Source organism: Pseudomonas sp. Sample_22 (assembly GCF_004307635.1).
Lineage (GTDB): Bacteria > Pseudomonadota > Gammaproteobacteria > Pseudomonadales > Pseudomonadaceae > Aquipseudomonas.
Map to the genome: position 1 here is coordinate 40,600 of NZ_RCNY01000031.1, position 16,320 is coordinate 56,919.

The following is a 16,320-nucleotide window of genomic DNA, read 5'->3' on the forward strand; positions in this document are numbered from 1 at the left end:
ATGGAATCGGTTTTTCTGTCGTCACGCCCCATTCAAGGGCGCGCAGGGCGCGGTCTTTGCCGACCGCGCAAGGCATTGGGCATACGGTTGTGCCAGGGCAACTGCCCGGAGCCATTCACCAATGAGGACGGATGACATCTGGAAATAATTAGTCGGCAGGCGTTAGCGCCAACCAGGCCGGGAGGCGGCAAGCGTGCGTCAGCGTGTCGCAGTTCGCACTCTGCACCTTTGAGGAGCATTAGTTCTCTTTCTCAATTGACAATCATTATCATTCAACATAATTTGTCGCTCGATGTGTAGGGCGGCCACGGACTTCTTGCCGTCCCACTAACCTTTTGGCAGCAGGGTGATTTCCATGACGGAACAAGTCTCCACAAGCAGGTGCGACTCGCCGCTACTTCAGGCATTCGTCGACAATCGACTGATTCTGGTCAAGATTGCAGCCCGCATCACCGGCTGCCGATCACGCGCTGAAGACGTGGTGCAGGACGCGTTTTTCCGGCTGCAATCCGCACCGCAGATCACGTCGTCGTTCAAGGCCCAGCTCAGCTATCTGTTCCAGATCGTGCGCAACCTGGCGATTGATCACTACCGTAAACAGGCGCTGGAGCAAAAGTATTCCGGGCCTGAAGAGGAAGGTCTGAACGTGGTGATCCAGGGAGCTTCGCCGGAAACGTCGCACATCAATTTCTCGACCCTGGAAAACATCGCCGACGCACTGACAGAGCTGCCGAGCCGCACCCGCTACGCTTTCGAGATGTATCGCTTGCACGGCGTGCCACAGAAAGACATCGCCAAGGAACTCGGCGTCTCGCCAACCCTGGTGAACTTCATGATTCGCGATGCACTGGTGCACTGCCGCAAGGTCTCGGGCAGTCGGGCGGATACCTTTGCTCGTCGTTAAGATCTGAAATTTGCGTCACCCCAATCGCTAGCAAGCTAGCTCCTACATTGATCTCTGGTGTTCACGAAAACCATGTACACCAAAGTTCCATTGTGGGAGCTAGCCTGCTAGCGATGACGGACTCAAGATCAGAACAAGCCTTGAGCCCTCCCCTTCACACCAACCCACACCGCTCGAAAAACCGCTCACGCCCCAACACCATCAACGCGGCACGCTTGTGCGGGAAGTCGAACTCTTTCTCGCGGTAAAACCGCTGATCCTGCATGTAGCCGATCATCCTGGCGTTGTCGGCCCGGGGCTCGGCGACCACTCGCTGCGTACGCGGATCATCAAGAAACAGGTAATGCACCAACGCCGATAACCAGCTCGCCACCTTGTGCGGGCCACGGTGATTCTCCTCGCCCACCAGCATGTGGATGCCACGGTCATAATCGTTGGCATCGTAGAACGGTGCGATGCGATCTTCCTTGGCCCAATAGGCTTCGTAATAGGCAAACGGTTGATCGTCGAAACAACCGATCAGCGTCAGGGTGTGGGGGTCGGCCTGGAGTTTGCTCAGGTACTCGCGATGCTGTTCGAGGCTGCCCTCCTCCTGCCAAAAACTCGCCACTCGCGCGCTGTTCTGCCACCGATTGAAACGCGCCAGATCGACATCGATGTCCACGGTGCGCAGGGAAATCCACATGCCCAGGCGCACATCGAATCGTCGGTAAACCTCGCCTCGTGGCTTGCCCGGCCGCAAAGGGTGACGCTTGCCGCCACTGATGACCATTTGCTGGGGATAGCTGTTGGTCAATTGCACCCGCCACGGCTGTGGCAACTGCCAGAACAGCGTGCGCTCACAACGGTATTGATTGGCCGTGTCCGTGGTGACCAGCAAACCACTGAGCAATGCCTCGGCCGGGGCTTCATCGAGATGCCAGGTCAGGCGCTGGCAGGCCGGATCCCGGGCGAACAGCCAATAACAGGCCGCCCACAGAGCCGCTACATCCGGTTGGCCGCAGCCTTCCTCCCGCTGCAGCTGCAGCTGCAGCTCAGGATCGCGAGTCAGGCGCAGCTGGACCAGCGGTTGGCCGTCAAGGCTGAGGCTCAGGCGGTTTTCGGTTTCATCGGCTACAAGTCGACTGCCCGAAGGTAAAACCAGGGCGGTCAGGTCATTCTGATTGGACATGGGTCGGGCTCACGCTAATGGTCGACAGTTCAACCATGTGACGTCAGCCGCGGCGGAAAATTTAAGAGAAGTCGCTCAAGGGTTGATCTCAAGCAACGCGCTCAGTTACCGGAAACGGGCACCACCGCAATCTTGTACGGATCGAAAATCTTCAGCATCTGGCCATTGTCCCGCAGCCCTTGCAGCAACTTGCCGAACGCTTCGCCACTGATGGGCGCTGCCGGGCGCAGGATGGCGTAATGGTGATAGATCTGATCGATGCGATCGGACACCAGCAACTCATTGGCCACATTCAGATTGCGCAAAAAATAGTCGTTGAGATAGGAACGTGTGACCAGCGCGATGTCGGCCCGCCCGCGCAAGACCATCAATAGGTTGCTGTCATGGGAATAAGTCAACGTGGCGTTGTGGTTCTTGGCGAGGTACTGGGGCTCGGCATTGAAATCGGCGAATTCGTAGTGGTAACCACTGAACAGTGCCAGGCGCTTGCCGGTCAGGTCTGCAAAATAGTCTTGCTGGCGAATCGCACGCCCCTCGGGCTGACGTTGTGCGACGAAAATCTCCGCGTCTTCCAGGCCCATGTCGACATCGGTATGGGGAATGTCTTTCCAGCCCCAGGCGGGGTTTTCGAAGATCGCCATGTCGATCCGCCCTTGCTTGAAGTCACCAAAGCGCCGAGGAATGGAAGTGGGAACCAGGACGAACTGATAGTCACTCTGCAGGGCGTTCAAGGCCTCGACCAGTTGCGGCAGCAAGCCGGTATCGGCGCCGGACTCGGGGCGCACGGTGTACGGAGGAAAATGCGCGGCACCGATTCGCACCAATTGCGCGGCCTGGGACGGCAGCATCCATAACGCCACAAGCACCGTCAGCAAAAGCCGCGAAGCTGTCCGAATTGGCGAAGACATCAAGACAAGCCACTCCCCAAAAGTACTGCATCAATGCATTCAAGCTAGGCGGTTTCGCCCAGTTAGCCAGTTTCCCGCCAACCTACAAAGCAAATCATTTTTCCTCAAGTACCAGAATCAGTGCTTCGTCGGCCAGTTGATCCAGGCTCATGCTGCCACCGGCGCGAAACCAGGTGGTTGTCCAGGACAGCGCCCCGGTCAGAAAACGTCGTGTGATGAACACATCACCCCGGATAAAACCGGCGCTTTTGGCTTCACCCAATACCTGCAACCAGATGTCTTCATAGATGTCGCGCAATGCCAACACCTTGGCCTGCCCCTCCTCAGACAGCGACCGCCATTCATAGACCAATACCGCCATGGCCTCGCCACTGCCGCCCATGATCGACTGCAATTCACAACGGATCAGCGCCAGTACGCGCTCGCGCACATTGCCGGCCTCGGCAATGGCGGCACGCATCAACGCGGTGTTGTAACGAATGGTCTCCTCCATCACCGCGCGCAGGATGTCATCCTTGCTTTTGAAGTGATGAAAAATGCTGCCCGACTGAATGCCTACCGCACCGGCCAGATCGCGCACGGTGGTGCGCTCGTAACCTTTATTGCGAAACAGGTGAGCCGCCACTTGCAGCAACTTGCCACGGGCACTGTCCGGATCGGTCAACTGGCCGTTGTCGACCAATTCGCGCATGACTCCAAGGGCTCTTTGCTCATCCACCCGATCTCTCCTACAGTCGTGATCACCGCTAAAACAGCGGGGTTGCGCGGGCAATTTAAGCTGACGGCCAGAACCAAGCAAGCGCTCGGGCAGAAGATATTTTTCGTGATTTACAAACCAAGCGCTTGCTTGGTAGTCTCGATGCACTCTGTTGGAGGTGGTTATGGAATTGACTGCGCCAAAAACGATTCGCATTGGCTGCGCCAGCGCATTCTGGGGCGATACCTCGACCGCGGCCGCGCAACTGGTGAATGGCGGACGTCTGGACTATCTGGTTTTCGACTACTTGGCCGAGATCACCCTGTCGATCATGGCCGGCGCACGCATGAAAGACCCCTTGAGCGGTTACGCGGGCGATTTCATCGAGGTTCTCAGCCCCCTGCTCCCACAACTTGCCGAGCAAAATATCCGGGTCATCAGCAATGCCGGCGGGATCAACCCGCAAGCCTGTGCCGCCGCCCTGCAAGCAGCCTGCGACAAGGCCGGCGTTTCATTGAAGATCGCCGTGCTGCTGGGCGATGACCTGCAACCGCAACTCAAACGATTGAACACCCTGGGCATCCATGAAATGTTCAGCGGAGCGCCATTGCCACCGATGTGCGTGTCGACCAACGCCTACCTCGGCGCACCGGGCATCGTCGAAGCCCTGCGCCTGGGAGCGGACATCGTGATCACCGGGCGCGTGGTCGACAGCGCGGTGGTCAGTGCCGCGCTGGTGCATGAGTTCGGCTGGTCGTGGCACGATTACGACAAGCTGGCCCAGGCCGCACTGGCCGGGCACATCATCGAATGCGGCGCCCAGTGCACGGGCGGCAACTTCACCGACTGGCGCGATGTGCCCGATTACGAGCACATCGGTTTCCCCATCGTCGAAGTCAGCGCCGACGGCCAGTTTGTCGTCAGCAAACCGGAAGGTTCCGGTGGTCTGGTCACGCCGCTGACAGTGGGCGAGCAGATGCTCTATGAAATCGGCGATCCGCGCGCGTATCTGCTGCCGGATGTGGTCTGCGACTTCACTCAGGTCAAATTGCACCAGCAGGGCAAGAACGCCGTGCAGGTGCACGGTGCGAAAGGCTTGCCGCCTACCGATCAGTACAAGGTCAGCGCCACGTATCCGGATGGTTTCCGATGTACCGCCAGTTGCCTGATCGCAGGTATCGATGCGGTGGACAAGGCCCGGCGCGTCAGTGAAGCCATCATCAACAAGACCTCGGAAATATTCACTCAACGCGGCTGGCGTCCCTTCAGTGAGGTGAACGTCGAACTGCTCGGCAGCGAGGCGACCTACGGTCCCCATGGCCAGCGCTCAGACAGCCGCGAAGTGGTGATCAAACTCGCGGTGCGCCATCCGGACAAACAGGCGTTGATCGTGTTCTCCAGGGAAATCGCCCAGGCCGCCACCGGCATGGCGCCCGGGCTGACCGGCATCGTCGGCGGCCGGCCCACGGTCTATCCGCTGATCCGACTGTTCTCGTTCCTGATCGACAAAAGCGTCTGCACACTGGAAATTGATTTCATGGGCCAGCGCCACCCGTGTGTCCTGCCCGCCCTCGATGCGCTCGACAGCGCCGAACTGCCCACAGTGCTCGACCCACCGAAACCCACTGGTCTGGCCGACGCCAGCGTGGCGCTGGTCAAACTCGCGGTGGCGCGCTCCGGCGACAAGGGTAATCACAGCAACATCGGCGTCATGGCCCGCGATCCCGAGTACCTGCCGTGGATCGCCGAGGCGCTGACGCCGGAGGTCATTGTCGACTGGATGAGCCATGTTCTCGACCCGGTACTGGGTCGCGTCGAGCGCTGGTATTTGCCGGCCACTCACAGCCTGAACTTCCTGCTGGAAAACGCCCTCGGTGGCGGTGGCGTCGCCAGCCTGCGCATCGATCCGCAAGGCAAGGCCTTCGCCCAGCAACTGCTGGAGATCCAGATTCCGGTGCCGCAGCGCATCGCCGACCAGGTCAACTAGAGGACAACCGCCATGGCCTACGATTCGATTTTCAAAGCCGATCTGTTTGCCGGCCAAAACATCATCGTCACCGGCGGCGGCAGTGGCATTGGTCGCTGCACCGCCCACGAACTGGCGGCCCTCGGCGCGCATGTGCTGCTGGTGGGGCGCAAGGCGGACAAACTCAAAGCGGTCGCCAGCGAGATTAGCGACGACGGCGGCAAGGCCGACTGGAGCACCTGCGACATTCGCGAAGAAGAAGCAGTGACGCATCTGGTCAGCGAACTGATCCGTAAACACGGGCCGATTCACGGCCTGGTCAACAATGCCGGAGGGCAGTACCCGTCGCCACTGGCCTCGATCAATCAGAAAGGTTTCGAGACGGTGATGCGCACCAATCTGGTGGGCGGTTTCCTGATGGCCCGTGAAGTGTTCAACCAATCCATGAGCAAACACGGCGGGGCGATCGTCAACATGCTCGCTGACATGTGGGGCGGCATGCCGGGCATGGGGCATTCGGGGGCGGCGCGGTCGGGTATGGACAACCTGACCAAGACAGCCGCATTCGAGTGGGGATACGCCGGGGTGCGGGTCAATGCCGTGGCGCCAGGCTGGATTGCTTCCAGTGGCATGGACACCTACGAAGGTGCGTTCAAGGCAGTGATCCCGACTTTGCGCGAACACGTGCCGCTCAAGCGTATCGGCACTGAATCGGAAGTCAGCGCGGCGATTGTTTTCCTGCTCAGCCCTGCCGCAGCCTTCATCAGCGGCAGCACCTTACGCATCGACGGTGCCGCCAGCCTTGGCGGACGGGCATGGCCGATTCACAAGGCGACGAACAGCGAATCCTATAACGGCTTCCACCGCGCCTACCTTCCCGACGTCCTCAAGGACAAGGGATAACCCATGCCGGTGATCCAGTCGCAACTCGATCCCGACAGCGAACAGTTCGCGCAAAACCGTGCGGCGATGCTCAGCGCGGTCGAACAGGTCCAAACCCTCGAACAGAACCTGCTGGACAAGGCGGCCGAAGCCAAAGCCAAATTCGACAAGCGCGGTCAACTGTTACCCCGAGAACGCCTCAATCTGCTCCTCGACCCCGGTGCGCCGTTCCTCGAACTGGCAAGCCTGGCCGGCTATAAACTGCACGATGACAAGGACGGCAGTTCGGCCGGCGGCGGCTTGATCGCCGGCATTGGTTATGTGTCCGGTGTGCGGGTGCTGGTGGTGGCGAACAACAGCGCCATCAAGGGCGGGACCATTTCCCCCAGCGGCTTGAAAAAATCCCTGCGCCTGCAACAGATCGCCATGGAAAACAAACTGCCGGTGATCACCCTGGCCGAAAGCGGCGGCGCCAATCTCAACTACGCGGCAGAGATTTTCGTCGAAGGTGCGCGCAGCTTCGCCAACCAGGCGCGGATGTCGGCCATGGGCCTGCCGCAGATCACCGTGGTGCATGGCTCTGCCACGGCGGGCGGCGCTTATCAGCCTGGATTGTCGGACTACGTGGTGGTGGTGCGCGGCAAGGCCAAACTGTTCCTTGCCGGGCCTCCGCTGCTGAAAGCGGCGACCGGGGAAATCGCCACAGACGAAGAGCTGGGTGGCGCCGAGATGCATGCACAAACGGCCGGCACCGCAGAATACCTGGCAGAAAACGATGCCGATGGCGTGCGTCAGGTGCGCGAAATTGTCGCCATGCTGCCGTGGAACGAACAACTGCAATGGTCACCCGAACTCCGCTGGGAAGAGCCGCTCTACCCGATCGACGAACTGCTGGGACTGATCCCGGATGACCCGAAGAAACCTTACGACGTGCGCGAGATCATCGCCCGCATCGCCGACGGCTCGAACTTCCTCGAGTTCAAGGCCGAATACGATCAGCAGACCGTCTGCGGACAGCTGAAAATCCAGGGCCGCGCCTGCGGTTTCATTGGTAACAACGGCCCGATCACACCCAAGGGTGCAAGCAAGGCGGCGCAGTTCATCCAGCTCTGCGACCAGAGCCAGACCCCCTTGCTGTTCTTTCATAACACCACCGGGTTCATGGTCGGCACCGAATCGGAGCAGCAAGGTGTGATCAAGCATGGCGCCAAGATGATTCAGGCAGTGGCCAATGCCCGTGTGCCCAAGCTGACCATCGTGGTCGGCGGTTCCTACGGCGCCGGCAACTATGCGATGTGCGGGCGCGGCCTGGACCCGCGCTTCATCTTCGCCTGGCCCAACAGCCGTACCGCGGTGATGGGCGGCGCGCAGGCGGGCAAAGTGCTGCGCATCGTCACCGAGGCCAAACAGGCCAAGGACGGGGTGGTACCTGATCCGAAAATGCTCGACATGCTCGAGCAGGTCACGGCGCAGAAACTCGACAGCCAGGCAACGGCGCTCTACGGCAGTGCCAACCTGTGGGACGACGGTTTGATCGACCCGCGCGATACCCGGACCCTGCTCGGTTACTTGCTGGATATCTGTCAGGAGGCCCGGGTGCGGCCGCTGCAAGCCAACAGTTTTGGTGTAGCCCGCTTCTAAGGGCGATCAGAGGAGAACAATAAAAATGATCTTCACCCAGGAACACGAAGCACTGCGCCGCACCGTTCGCCAATTCGTCGAACACGAGATCAACCCCCATGTCGAGGAATGGGAAAAAGCCGGGCGTTTTCCGATCCATGAGATATTTCGCAAGGCGGGCGACCTCGGTCTGCTGGGCATTTCCAAACCGGAAAAATTCGGCGGCATGGGCCTGGACTACAGCTATTCGATTGTCGCTGCCGAAGAGTTCGGCACCATTCATTGCGGCGGCATTCCGATGTCCATCGGCGTGCAGACCGACATGTGCACCCCGGCCCTCGCCCGCTTCGGCTCCGATGAACTGCGAGACCAGTTCCTGCGCCCGGCCATCAGCGGCGAGCAGGTCGGTTGCATTGGCGTCTCCGAAGTCGGTGCCGGTTCCGATGTGGCCGGGTTGAAAACCACCGCGCGCAAGGACGGCGACGACTACGTGATCAACGGCAGCAAGATGTGGATCACCAACTCGCCAAGCGCCGATTTCATCTGTTTGTTGGCCAACACTTCGGACGACAAACCGCACATCAACAAGTCGCTGATCATGGTGCCGATGAACACGCCAGGTATCAGCCTGAGCTCGCACCTGGACAAACTCGGCATGCGCAGTTCGGAAACCGCCCAAGTGTTTTTCGACAACGTGCGCGTGCCGCAGCGCAACCGCATCGGCCATGAAGGCGCGGGGTTCATGATGCAGATGCTGCAGTTCCAGGAGGAACGCCTGTTCGGCGCGGCCAACATGATCAAAGGCCTGGAGTACTGCGTCGACAGCACCATCGAGTACTGCAAGGAGCGCAAGACTTTCGGCAATGCGTTGATCGACAACCAGGTCATTCACTTCCGCCTGGCTGAACTGCAAACCGAAATCGAATGCCTGCGTGCGTTGGTCTATCAGGCCACCGAACAGTACATCAAAGGCCAGGACGTCACGCGTCTGGCGTCGATGGCCAAACTCAAGGCCGGTCGGCTGGGCCGCGAGGTCAGCGACAGTTGCCTGCAATACTGGGGTGGCATGGGTTTCATGTGGGACAACCCGGTGGCCCGCGCTTATCGCGATGTGCGCCTGGTGTCGATTGGCGGCGGTGCCGACGAAATCATGCTGGGCATCATCTGCAAACTCATGGGCATCCTGCCGGGGAAAAAGAAATGAGCACCCTGCCCGATTGCCAGACGCTGCTGCTGGAACTGCACAACGGCGTGCTGCACGTCACCCTCAACCGCCCGCAAAGCCGCAATGCCATGAGCTTGCAGATGGTTGCCGAACTGCGCGCGGTGCTGGCGGCGATTCATGACGACCGCACAGTTCGTGCATTGGTCATCGGCGGTGCCGGCGGCCACTTCTGTGCCGGTGGCGACATCAAGGACATGGCCAACGCCCGTACCCAGGGTAGCAGCGCGCACCGCGATTTGAACCGGGTGTTCGGTGCGCTGCTGCAAGAAGTGCAACACGCACCGCAAGTGGTCATTTGCGTATTGCAAGGCGCTGTGCTTGGCGGTGGTTTTGGGCTGGCCTGTGTCAGCGACATCGCCATTACCGAGCATTCAGCGCAATTTGGCCTGCCAGAAACCAGCCTTGGCCTGCTGCCGGCGCAAATCGCACCGTTCGTGGTCCAGCGCATCGGCCTGACCCAGGCCCGGCGCCTGGCACTGACGGCGGCGCGCTTCGATGGCACCCAAGCGCGGCGGATGGGCCTGGTGCACTTTGTCGAGCACGATCCGCAAGCCTTGGCCGAGCGTCTCGATGAGGTGCTGGCGCATGTACTTTGCTGCGCACCGCAAGCCAATGCTGCAACCAAAAAACTGTTGCTGGCCAGTGCCGGACAACCTTCGGACGCGCTGCTCGACCAAGCCGCCGAGTGGTTCAGCGAAGCGGTGACCGGGGCCGAGGGTGTCGAGGGAACCATGGCCTTTGTGCAAAAACGCAAACCGGGGTGGGCCTCCTGAAAAGCATCGCTGGCAAGCCAGCTCCCACAGGTTGTGTGTGCGACACAGATCCCTGTGGGAGCTGGCTTGCCAGCGATGAGGCCCGAACAAGCACTGCAAACTCAAGAGAGCTATCCCATGCCCGGATTCAGCAAAATCCTCATCGCCAACCGCGGTGAAATCGCCTGCCGCATCCAACGCACCGCCCAGGCGCTGGGTTATCGCACCGTCGCCGTGTTCAGCGATGCCGATGCCGATGCACTGCACGTACAAATGGCTGACGAAGCCGTCAACATCGGTCCGGCCCCGGTGCAACACTCTTATTTGAACATTCCGGCAATCATCGACGCCGCCCGGCGCACCGGCAGCGATGCCATCCATCCCGGCTACGGTTTCCTCTCGGAGAACGCTGGATTCGCCCTCGCCTGCCGGGAGGCCGGCATCACCTTCATCGGTCCCAGCCCTGAAGCGATTGAACTGATGGGCAGCAAACGCCTGTCGAAAATCGCCATGAGCGAAGCGGGTGTGCCCTGCATCAAAGGCTATCAAGGCGCCGCTCAGGATGACGCGACCCTGAGCCGCGAAGCCGAACGCATTGGTTATCCGTTGATGATCAAAGCCAGCGCCGGCGGTGGCGGGCGGGGCATGCGCCTTGTGCATGACAGCAGGGTTTTGCTGGAGCAGATCCGCACGGCACGCTCTGAAGCGTTGAACGGTTTTGGCAACGGTGAACTGATTCTGGAACAGGCGTTGATCGAGCCACGCCATGTCGAGGTGCAGTTGTTCGGCGACCAGCATGGCAACCTGATCTATCTCGGTGAACGGGACTGCTCGATCCAGCGTCGCCATCAGAAGGTCATCGAGGAAGCCCCTTGCCCGGTAATGACTGACGTATTGCGCCAGGCCATGGGAGAAGCGGCGCTCAAGGCCGGGCGGGCCGTGAATTACGTCGGCGCCGGCACGGTAGAGTTCCTGCTCGATGCACGGGGGCAGTTTTACTTTCTGGAAATGAACACCCGCCTGCAAGTGGAACATCCAGTGACGGAGTTGATCACCGGGCTTGATCTGGTGGCCTGGCAACTGAACATTGCCGATGGCCAACCGCTGCCATTGCGTCAGGAGCAAGTACAACTCACCGGCCACGCCATGGAAGTACGTTTGTATGCTGAAGACCCCGCCCAAGGCTTCCTCCCGCAAACCGGACGCATTGCGGGGTGGGAACCCGCTTTGCGCGACGGCGTGCGGGTCGACCACGGTCTGATCGAGGGTCAGAACATCAGCCCCTTCTATGACCCGATGCTGGGCAAAATCATTGCTTACGGCGCCACCCGCGAAGAGGCCCGGCGCAAGCTGCTGCGGGCGGTGCAGGACAGCGTTCTGCTGGGCATGCAAAGCAATCAGCGCCTGCTCGCCAGCCTGTTGCAACATCCGGCATTCATCGCTGGAGAATTCAGCACTGGATTGATCGCCCAAGCGTTTGCCGATCATCCGTGCCTGCAACCCTTTGCGCCCAACCCTGAGCAATTGGCAATCGCCGCCGCCCTGCTCTATCAGGCCTCGGCCGGGACGCACCGTGCCTCATTGGCCGGGTGGCGCAATAACGCCAGCGTGCCGCTGCACTATCGCCTCGGCCTGGAGGATCAGCAATGGTCGGTGGTGTTGAACGCCGGACCGGGAGAGATCTACCGGATTGAAGCCGTCGGCCACAGTCTTGAGGTGAAGCTCATTCACAGCGACGGACACTGGGCCACGCTGGAAATCGACGGGATCCGTCAACGCCATGCCTATCGCCTTGAGGGCAAACAACTGTGCCTGTTCACCCGCCCCGGCAGCTTGGCGCTGGAGGACCGAACCCAGGCCCGGGTCAGCAGCCAGGCCAACGTCAGTTCAGGCACCCTCAAGGCGCCGATGGACGGCGCGATCGTCGACGTGCTGGTCAGCGAGGGCAGCGCCGTCAGCAAAGGCCAGCTTTTGGTCGTGCTCGAGGCGATGAAAATGGAGCATCCGCTCAAATCCGGCATCGACGGCGTGCTCAAGCGCTTGCAGGTTCGGGTCGGCGACCAGGTGAAAAACCGCCAGATTCTGTTGGAGGTCGAATAAGCCGCTAGGCGGAACCGCCGGGTTTGGCTACGCTCAAAGGCTATCAGGACGCGGATACCAGGAACCCTGCGATGCCTCATTGGCTGGTCATTGATTTGGAAGCCACCACCGACGAGGGTGGCTGGCCCGTTACAGAAATGGAAATCATCGAAATCGGTGCCACCCTGGTGGATCGCAAGGGACGTGAACTGGATCATTTCCAGCGATTTGTCCGCCCAACGCGCCGACCGTTGCTCACACCATTTTGCCGGGACCTGACGCACATCACCCAAGCCAACATCGATACCGCGCAACCCTTGGGCGATGTCTGGCCCTTGTTCGAGCGTTGGCTCGGCCAACATCACAGCCGCCTCGAAGGCTGGGCCAGTTGGGGCGATTACGATCGCAAGCAATTGCTGCAGGAATGGCAGCGCCTGCAACTCGACAGCGTCTTGAGTCGCATCCAGCACATGAATCTCAAACAACGCTTTGCCAAAGCCCGACGGCTGGAACGTCCGCTGGGCCTCAATGGCGCCTTGCAACTGGCCGGTCTGCAATTTACCGGTCAGCAGCATCGGGCGCTGGAAGACGCTCGCAATACCGCACGACTGCTACCACTGGTTCTACCGCTTTAGACAGGTGACGCCAACAAAGGCCTTGTGCATACTGGCCGGCCATTTTTAGCCCTTTTCGAGGAATCGCCCATGTTTAAAGTCAACGAGTACTTCGACGGCACCGTCAAGTCGATCGCCTTTGGCACCGCTGACGGTCCGGCGACCATCGGCGTCATGGCTCCGGGCGAATATGAATTCGGCACTGCCCAGCGTGAAGTCATGCACGTGGTGTCCGGCGCCCTGACCGTCAAGCTGCCAGACAGCAACGACTGGGAAACCTTCGCCGCCGGCAGCCAGTTCAACGTGCCTGCCAATAGCAAGTTCCAGCTGAAAGTGGCCGTCGACACCGCTTACCTGTGCGAATACCACGGCTGATCCCCTGGGTTTCACAGCGCAAAAAATGCCCGCATCCAAGGACGCGGGCATTTTTTTATTCACCGATTCTATTCAAGGATGGTCACCGGCATGCCGACTTCCAGCCGGCCATTACCGTCGTTGACCAGATTTTGCCCGAACATCGCGCCATCCGCTTCGGACCGATATTTTTGCAAAGTGGCGAACGGTTCGCGATCGGTGTTGCGTTCGCCGGTCTGAGGGTCGATGGTGGTCAGGATGCAACGTGAACACGGCTTGACGACACGGAATTCGACTTCACCAATGCGAATACGCTTCCAGCCATCTTCGGCAAACGCATCAGCGCCTTCGATCACCAGATTCGGGCGAAATCTCAGCATTTCCATAGGCCGCCCGACTTTTTCCGACAGATCGTCCAGCGACGCCTGCCCGATCAACAACAACGGAAAGCCATCCGCGAACGCAACCTGATCGTCATCCTTGCCATATCCGGCCTGGGTGGTTCTTGCACGGTCGAGTGGCACTTGCACCAGGCGCGTCGGTTTACCGATAAATTCACTGACCCAGGCACCTGCGGCGTCACCGGCATCGGGCACACGCAGCGTATCGCGCCAGATGGTCACACCGCGCAGTTCGGCGTCGCTGGCGGGCAAGGCGATATCAATCAGCGCATGGCCCGGGGCACTGAGGGTCAAACCGCCAGCAGTATTCCACAACGCCGACAGCTGACTCATTTTCGCCACCGCTCGCTGGGTCAGGAAACGCCCGCTGGCCTCGTCCACCAGCATCCAGCGTCGATCCCCATCGAGGCCAAGCTTGTCGAGACCGATCTGTTGCAGGATTTCGCCCTTGCCGGATTTCAACGGATAACGATAAAGCGCACTCAGACGCAGCATGACCAGCTCCCTGATGGACCAAAAACGCCACCCTATACGAGCTTGATCGCCGAATCAAAGGCTGACTCAACGCCAGCCTCATGTGCGAAGGTCAGGCTGGAACGGCGTCGAGCATCAGGCGCTGGCGCACCACGTCGACGAGTTTGTCCGGCTGGAACTTGGAGAGGAAGTTGTCACAGCCGACCTTCTTGACCATCGAATCATTGAAACTGCCGGACAACGACGTGTGCAGCACAACATACAGACCGCGCAAGCGTGGGTCATTGCGAATTTCCGTGGTCAGGCGATAACCGTCCATTTCCGGCATCTCCGCATCGGTAAAGACCATCAGCAGTTTGTCGGTCATGTTCACACCCGTATCGGCCCAGGCCTTGAGCATGTTCAGCGCCTTCAAACCGTCGCTGGCGATGTGCATTTTCACCCCTAGCTGACCCAACGTGTCGCGCAGTTGCGCCAGCGCCACATTGGAGTCATCCACCAGCAGTACTTCACGACCACGGGCGCGCTCCAGCACCGGATCATCAAGCTTGTCGCGGGACACCTTGGCGTTATAAGGGACGATTTCGGCCAGGACCTTTTCGACATCAATGATTTCCACCAATTGGTCATCGACCTTACTGATGGCAGTCAGGTAATGCTGGCGACCGGCGCTGGTCGGCGGCGGCAAAATCGCTTCCCAGTTCATGTTGACGATGCGATCCACACCTCCAACCAGGAATGCCTGCACCGAGCGGTTGTACTCAGTGACGATGATCGTGCTGCCAGGGCCGGGCACCAGTGGACGCATGCCGATCGCCTGGGACAGGTCGATCACTGGCAGAGTCTGGCCACGCAGGTTGACCACACCGCACACAAACGGATGCCGCTGGGGCATCAACGTCAACTTTGGCAATTGCAGGACTTCTTGCACTTTGAACACGTTAATTGCGAACAATTGCCGCCCGGCAAGCCGGAACATCAGAATTTCCAGGCGATTCTCACCCACCAGTTGCGTACGTTGGTCTACCGTATCGAGAATGCCGGCCATCAATCACTCCTGGGCTTGTACTGATGAAATCACTAATAGAGGGTTATCGGCTGTATTTGCCGGACCTTGACCCTGTTCAAAATGCCGCGTCCAAACATTGATGTCACATTAACATCATGCTTTACTGGCGTTGTATTTTCATCTGCTACATTTCCCAGGCGCGACAATAGTTTACGCGTCAGGTTCCGTTGCGTAAGGGATTCCCCTAGCAACAATCAGGTGCAACCTGATATTCGCGATATCCAATAGCCATTAATGTGACGCCATTCTCATTGCATGAACGGAGTCAGGCTTTTGTGTGCGATCGCAAGTAAGTGGCCAGCTACCCTTTTGACTTCTCCAGCCTGCTCTCCTGCCGGCCAGAGCGCGATCTCACGACGACCCGGTTACGCCGGGGCGACAATCGTCCTCGTCGACACACACGACATCCCCTCATTTGACATGACGTTGTGGAGATAAGCATGCCGAACAATCGCACAGAATGGGCAAAGCGGGTCCCGGAGTTTCTTGTCGAAGCCGAAACCCTCCTGGCCAAAACCGAAGAATGCCTCAGTCACCTGCAACTGATCAGCAATGACAAGGACGCCATCGACTGCTTGCTCAGCACCCTTCTCAAGCTCGCCAGCAAGGCCGATGCCCTCGCACTGGCGGCCGTTTCAGAGTTTTCGTTGCACATCCACGGCTTGCTCAATCATGCGCAGCATCACATGGATCTGCACGACGAAGCCCTGGCCGCGCTCAAGGACTGCCTGACGTTGATCGCCTGGCAACTTGAGTTGATCGATCAGAAGACCGGCCAACTCAGTCTCGACGAAAGCGAACAGACGACCCTGATCGAAGCGTTCGCCTTCCAGGTCGGTCAGCAGCATTTCCAGCCTGCGGTTAATTCCAGACCGTTTACACTCGTTTCCTATATGGAACGCCAGGCTTGAATGCCATCAATAGAGCGCAACTCCCTGTGTTTGTGGCCAACGGCGCTATATAACCTGGCCAAGTACAGGTCGTAATTGAACATTACGTACCCATTAACGACATCTTCGAACAAACCATTATTCCTGCGTTTTTCCTGCCAGCTCGTTCAGAGCGTCGCTTGGCGCAAATGGATCCAAACCCCTATGTTCAAGGGGAACCGGTGACAGCAGCGACCACACATTTCCCAACATGGAACTACCGTACAAAACGGACTGTTTCCTGACTTCCTGGACATATAACCCAAGCGCGACCA

The 16,320-nt window shown here is 59.4% G+C and carries 15 protein-coding genes; 10 read left to right on the top strand and 5 right to left on the bottom strand.

The window, feature by feature from the left end; translation table 11 throughout:
* Positions 1–355 precede the first annotated feature (355 nt).
* Positions 356–904, top strand: coding sequence for an RNA polymerase factor sigma-70 (locus D8U73_RS07210; protein WP_056856344.1), 549 nt, complete (start codon positions 356–358; stop codon positions 902–904).
* Between the two features lie 154 nt (positions 905–1,058).
* Here the strand turns inward: D8U73_RS07210 and D8U73_RS07215 are convergent, their stop codons facing one another.
* The 3 genes from D8U73_RS07215 to D8U73_RS07225 form a co-directional block, all read right to left on the bottom strand.
* On the bottom strand, positions 1,059–2,075 hold the full coding sequence (locus D8U73_RS07215) for a GNAT family N-acetyltransferase (protein ID WP_056856345.1): 1,017 nt from the start codon (positions 2,073–2,075) through the stop codon (positions 1,059–1,061).
* Positions 2,076–2,176: 101 nt separating this feature from the next.
* On the bottom strand, positions 2,177–2,983 hold the full coding sequence (locus tag D8U73_RS07220) for a transporter substrate-binding domain-containing protein (protein ID WP_177435517.1): 807 nt from the start codon (positions 2,981–2,983) through the stop codon (positions 2,177–2,179).
* A 94-nt stretch (positions 2,984–3,077) separates the two neighbouring features.
* Complete coding sequence (locus D8U73_RS07225; RefSeq protein ID WP_130904073.1) at positions 3,078–3,701, bottom strand: TetR/AcrR family transcriptional regulator; 624 nt, start codon at positions 3,699–3,701, stop codon at positions 3,078–3,080.
* A 163-nt stretch (positions 3,702–3,864) separates the two neighbouring features.
* On the opposite strand from D8U73_RS07225, the gene D8U73_RS07230 reads away from it, so the two are divergent.
* The 8 genes from D8U73_RS07230 to D8U73_RS07265 all read left to right on the top strand — a co-directional run bounded on the left by D8U73_RS07230 (position 3,865) and on the right by D8U73_RS07265 (position 13,193).
* Positions 3,865–5,667 (top strand): acyclic terpene utilization AtuA family protein, encoded by a 1,803-nt coding sequence (locus tag D8U73_RS07230; protein ID WP_130904074.1) that lies wholly within the window; start codon positions 3,865–3,867, stop codon positions 5,665–5,667.
* Between the two features lie 12 nt (positions 5,668–5,679).
* Complete coding sequence (locus D8U73_RS07235; protein ID WP_130904075.1) at positions 5,680–6,549, top strand: SDR family oxidoreductase; 870 nt, start codon at positions 5,680–5,682, stop codon at positions 6,547–6,549.
* A gap of 3 nt (positions 6,550–6,552) precedes the next feature.
* The gene (gene atuC / locus D8U73_RS07240; RefSeq protein WP_130904076.1) at positions 6,553–8,169 is read left to right on the top strand and encodes a geranyl-CoA carboxylase subunit beta; all 1,617 of its coding nucleotides are present in this window, start codon (positions 6,553–6,555) and stop codon (positions 8,167–8,169) included.
* A gap of 25 nt (positions 8,170–8,194) precedes the next feature.
* Positions 8,195–9,352, top strand: a complete 1,158-nt coding sequence (gene atuD, locus D8U73_RS07245) for a citronellyl-CoA dehydrogenase (protein WP_130904077.1) — start codon at positions 8,195–8,197, stop codon at positions 9,350–9,352.
* Complete coding sequence (locus D8U73_RS07250; protein ID WP_056856351.1) at positions 9,349–10,146, top strand: enoyl-CoA hydratase-related protein; 798 nt, start codon at positions 9,349–9,351, stop codon at positions 10,144–10,146. Before atuD ends, D8U73_RS07250 begins: the two co-directional genes overlap by 4 nt.
* Before the next feature lie 117 nt (positions 10,147–10,263).
* Positions 10,264–12,225, top strand: coding sequence for an acetyl/propionyl/methylcrotonyl-CoA carboxylase subunit alpha (locus D8U73_RS07255; RefSeq protein WP_130904078.1), 1,962 nt, complete (start codon positions 10,264–10,266; stop codon positions 12,223–12,225).
* 71 nt (positions 12,226–12,296) lie between these two features.
* Positions 12,297–12,839: an exonuclease domain-containing protein gene (locus D8U73_RS07260; protein ID WP_056856353.1), complete on the top strand. Its 543-nt coding sequence runs from the start codon at positions 12,297–12,299 to the stop codon at positions 12,837–12,839.
* Between the two features lie 69 nt (positions 12,840–12,908).
* Positions 12,909–13,193 (top strand): pyrimidine/purine nucleoside phosphorylase, encoded by a 285-nt coding sequence (locus tag D8U73_RS07265; RefSeq protein WP_056856354.1) that lies wholly within the window; start codon positions 12,909–12,911, stop codon positions 13,191–13,193.
* Between the two features lie 68 nt (positions 13,194–13,261).
* Here the strand turns inward: D8U73_RS07265 and D8U73_RS07270 are convergent, their stop codons facing one another.
* Together D8U73_RS07270 and D8U73_RS07275 are read right to left on the bottom strand one after the other, a co-directional pair.
* Entirely contained in the window at positions 13,262–14,068 is an 807-nt protein-coding gene (locus D8U73_RS07270; protein ID WP_130904079.1) for an MOSC domain-containing protein, read from the bottom strand.
* A 91-nt stretch (positions 14,069–14,159) separates the two neighbouring features.
* Entirely contained in the window at positions 14,160–15,095 is a 936-nt protein-coding gene (locus tag D8U73_RS07275; protein ID WP_056856356.1) for a chemotaxis protein CheV, read from the bottom strand.
* A 461-nt stretch (positions 15,096–15,556) separates the two neighbouring features.
* Between D8U73_RS07275 and D8U73_RS07280 the strand changes: the two genes are divergently transcribed.
* A complete protein-coding gene (locus D8U73_RS07280) occupies positions 15,557–16,027 on the top strand; it encodes a hypothetical protein (RefSeq protein WP_130904080.1) in 471 nt (156 codons plus the stop codon).
* Positions 16,028–16,320: the final 293 nt, after the last annotated feature.

Excerpts from the sequence above, each read along its gene's own strand:
- D8U73_RS07210 (WP_056856344.1), top strand. The coding sequence starts at position 356 with ATGACGGAACAAGTCTCCACAAGCAGGTGCGACTCGCCGCTACTTCAG.
- D8U73_RS07215 (WP_056856345.1), bottom strand. The coding sequence starts at position 2,075 with ATGTCCAATCAGAATGACCTGACCGCCCTGGTTTTACCTTCGGGCAGT.
- D8U73_RS07220 (WP_177435517.1), bottom strand. The coding sequence starts at position 2,983 with ATGTCTTCGCCAATTCGGACAGCTTCGCGGCTTTTGCTGACGGTGCTT.
- D8U73_RS07230 (WP_130904074.1), top strand. The coding sequence starts at position 3,865 with ATGGAATTGACTGCGCCAAAAACGATTCGCATTGGCTGCGCCAGCGCA.
- D8U73_RS07235 (WP_130904075.1), top strand. The coding sequence starts at position 5,680 with ATGGCCTACGATTCGATTTTCAAAGCCGATCTGTTTGCCGGCCAAAAC.
- atuC (WP_130904076.1), top strand. The coding sequence starts at position 6,553 with ATGCCGGTGATCCAGTCGCAACTCGATCCCGACAGCGAACAGTTCGCG.
- atuD (WP_130904077.1), top strand. The coding sequence starts at position 8,195 with ATGATCTTCACCCAGGAACACGAAGCACTGCGCCGCACCGTTCGCCAA.
- D8U73_RS07250 (WP_056856351.1), top strand. The coding sequence starts at position 9,349 with ATGAGCACCCTGCCCGATTGCCAGACGCTGCTGCTGGAACTGCACAAC.
- D8U73_RS07255 (WP_130904078.1), top strand. The coding sequence starts at position 10,264 with ATGCCCGGATTCAGCAAAATCCTCATCGCCAACCGCGGTGAAATCGCC.
- D8U73_RS07260 (WP_056856353.1), top strand. The coding sequence starts at position 12,297 with ATGCCTCATTGGCTGGTCATTGATTTGGAAGCCACCACCGACGAGGGT.
- D8U73_RS07265 (WP_056856354.1), top strand. The coding sequence starts at position 12,909 with ATGTTTAAAGTCAACGAGTACTTCGACGGCACCGTCAAGTCGATCGCC.
- D8U73_RS07270 (WP_130904079.1), bottom strand. The coding sequence starts at position 14,068 with ATGCTGCGTCTGAGTGCGCTTTATCGTTATCCGTTGAAATCCGGCAAG.
- D8U73_RS07275 (WP_056856356.1), bottom strand. The coding sequence starts at position 15,095 with ATGGCCGGCATTCTCGATACGGTAGACCAACGTACGCAACTGGTGGGT.
- D8U73_RS07280 (WP_130904080.1), top strand. The coding sequence starts at position 15,557 with ATGCCGAACAATCGCACAGAATGGGCAAAGCGGGTCCCGGAGTTTCTT.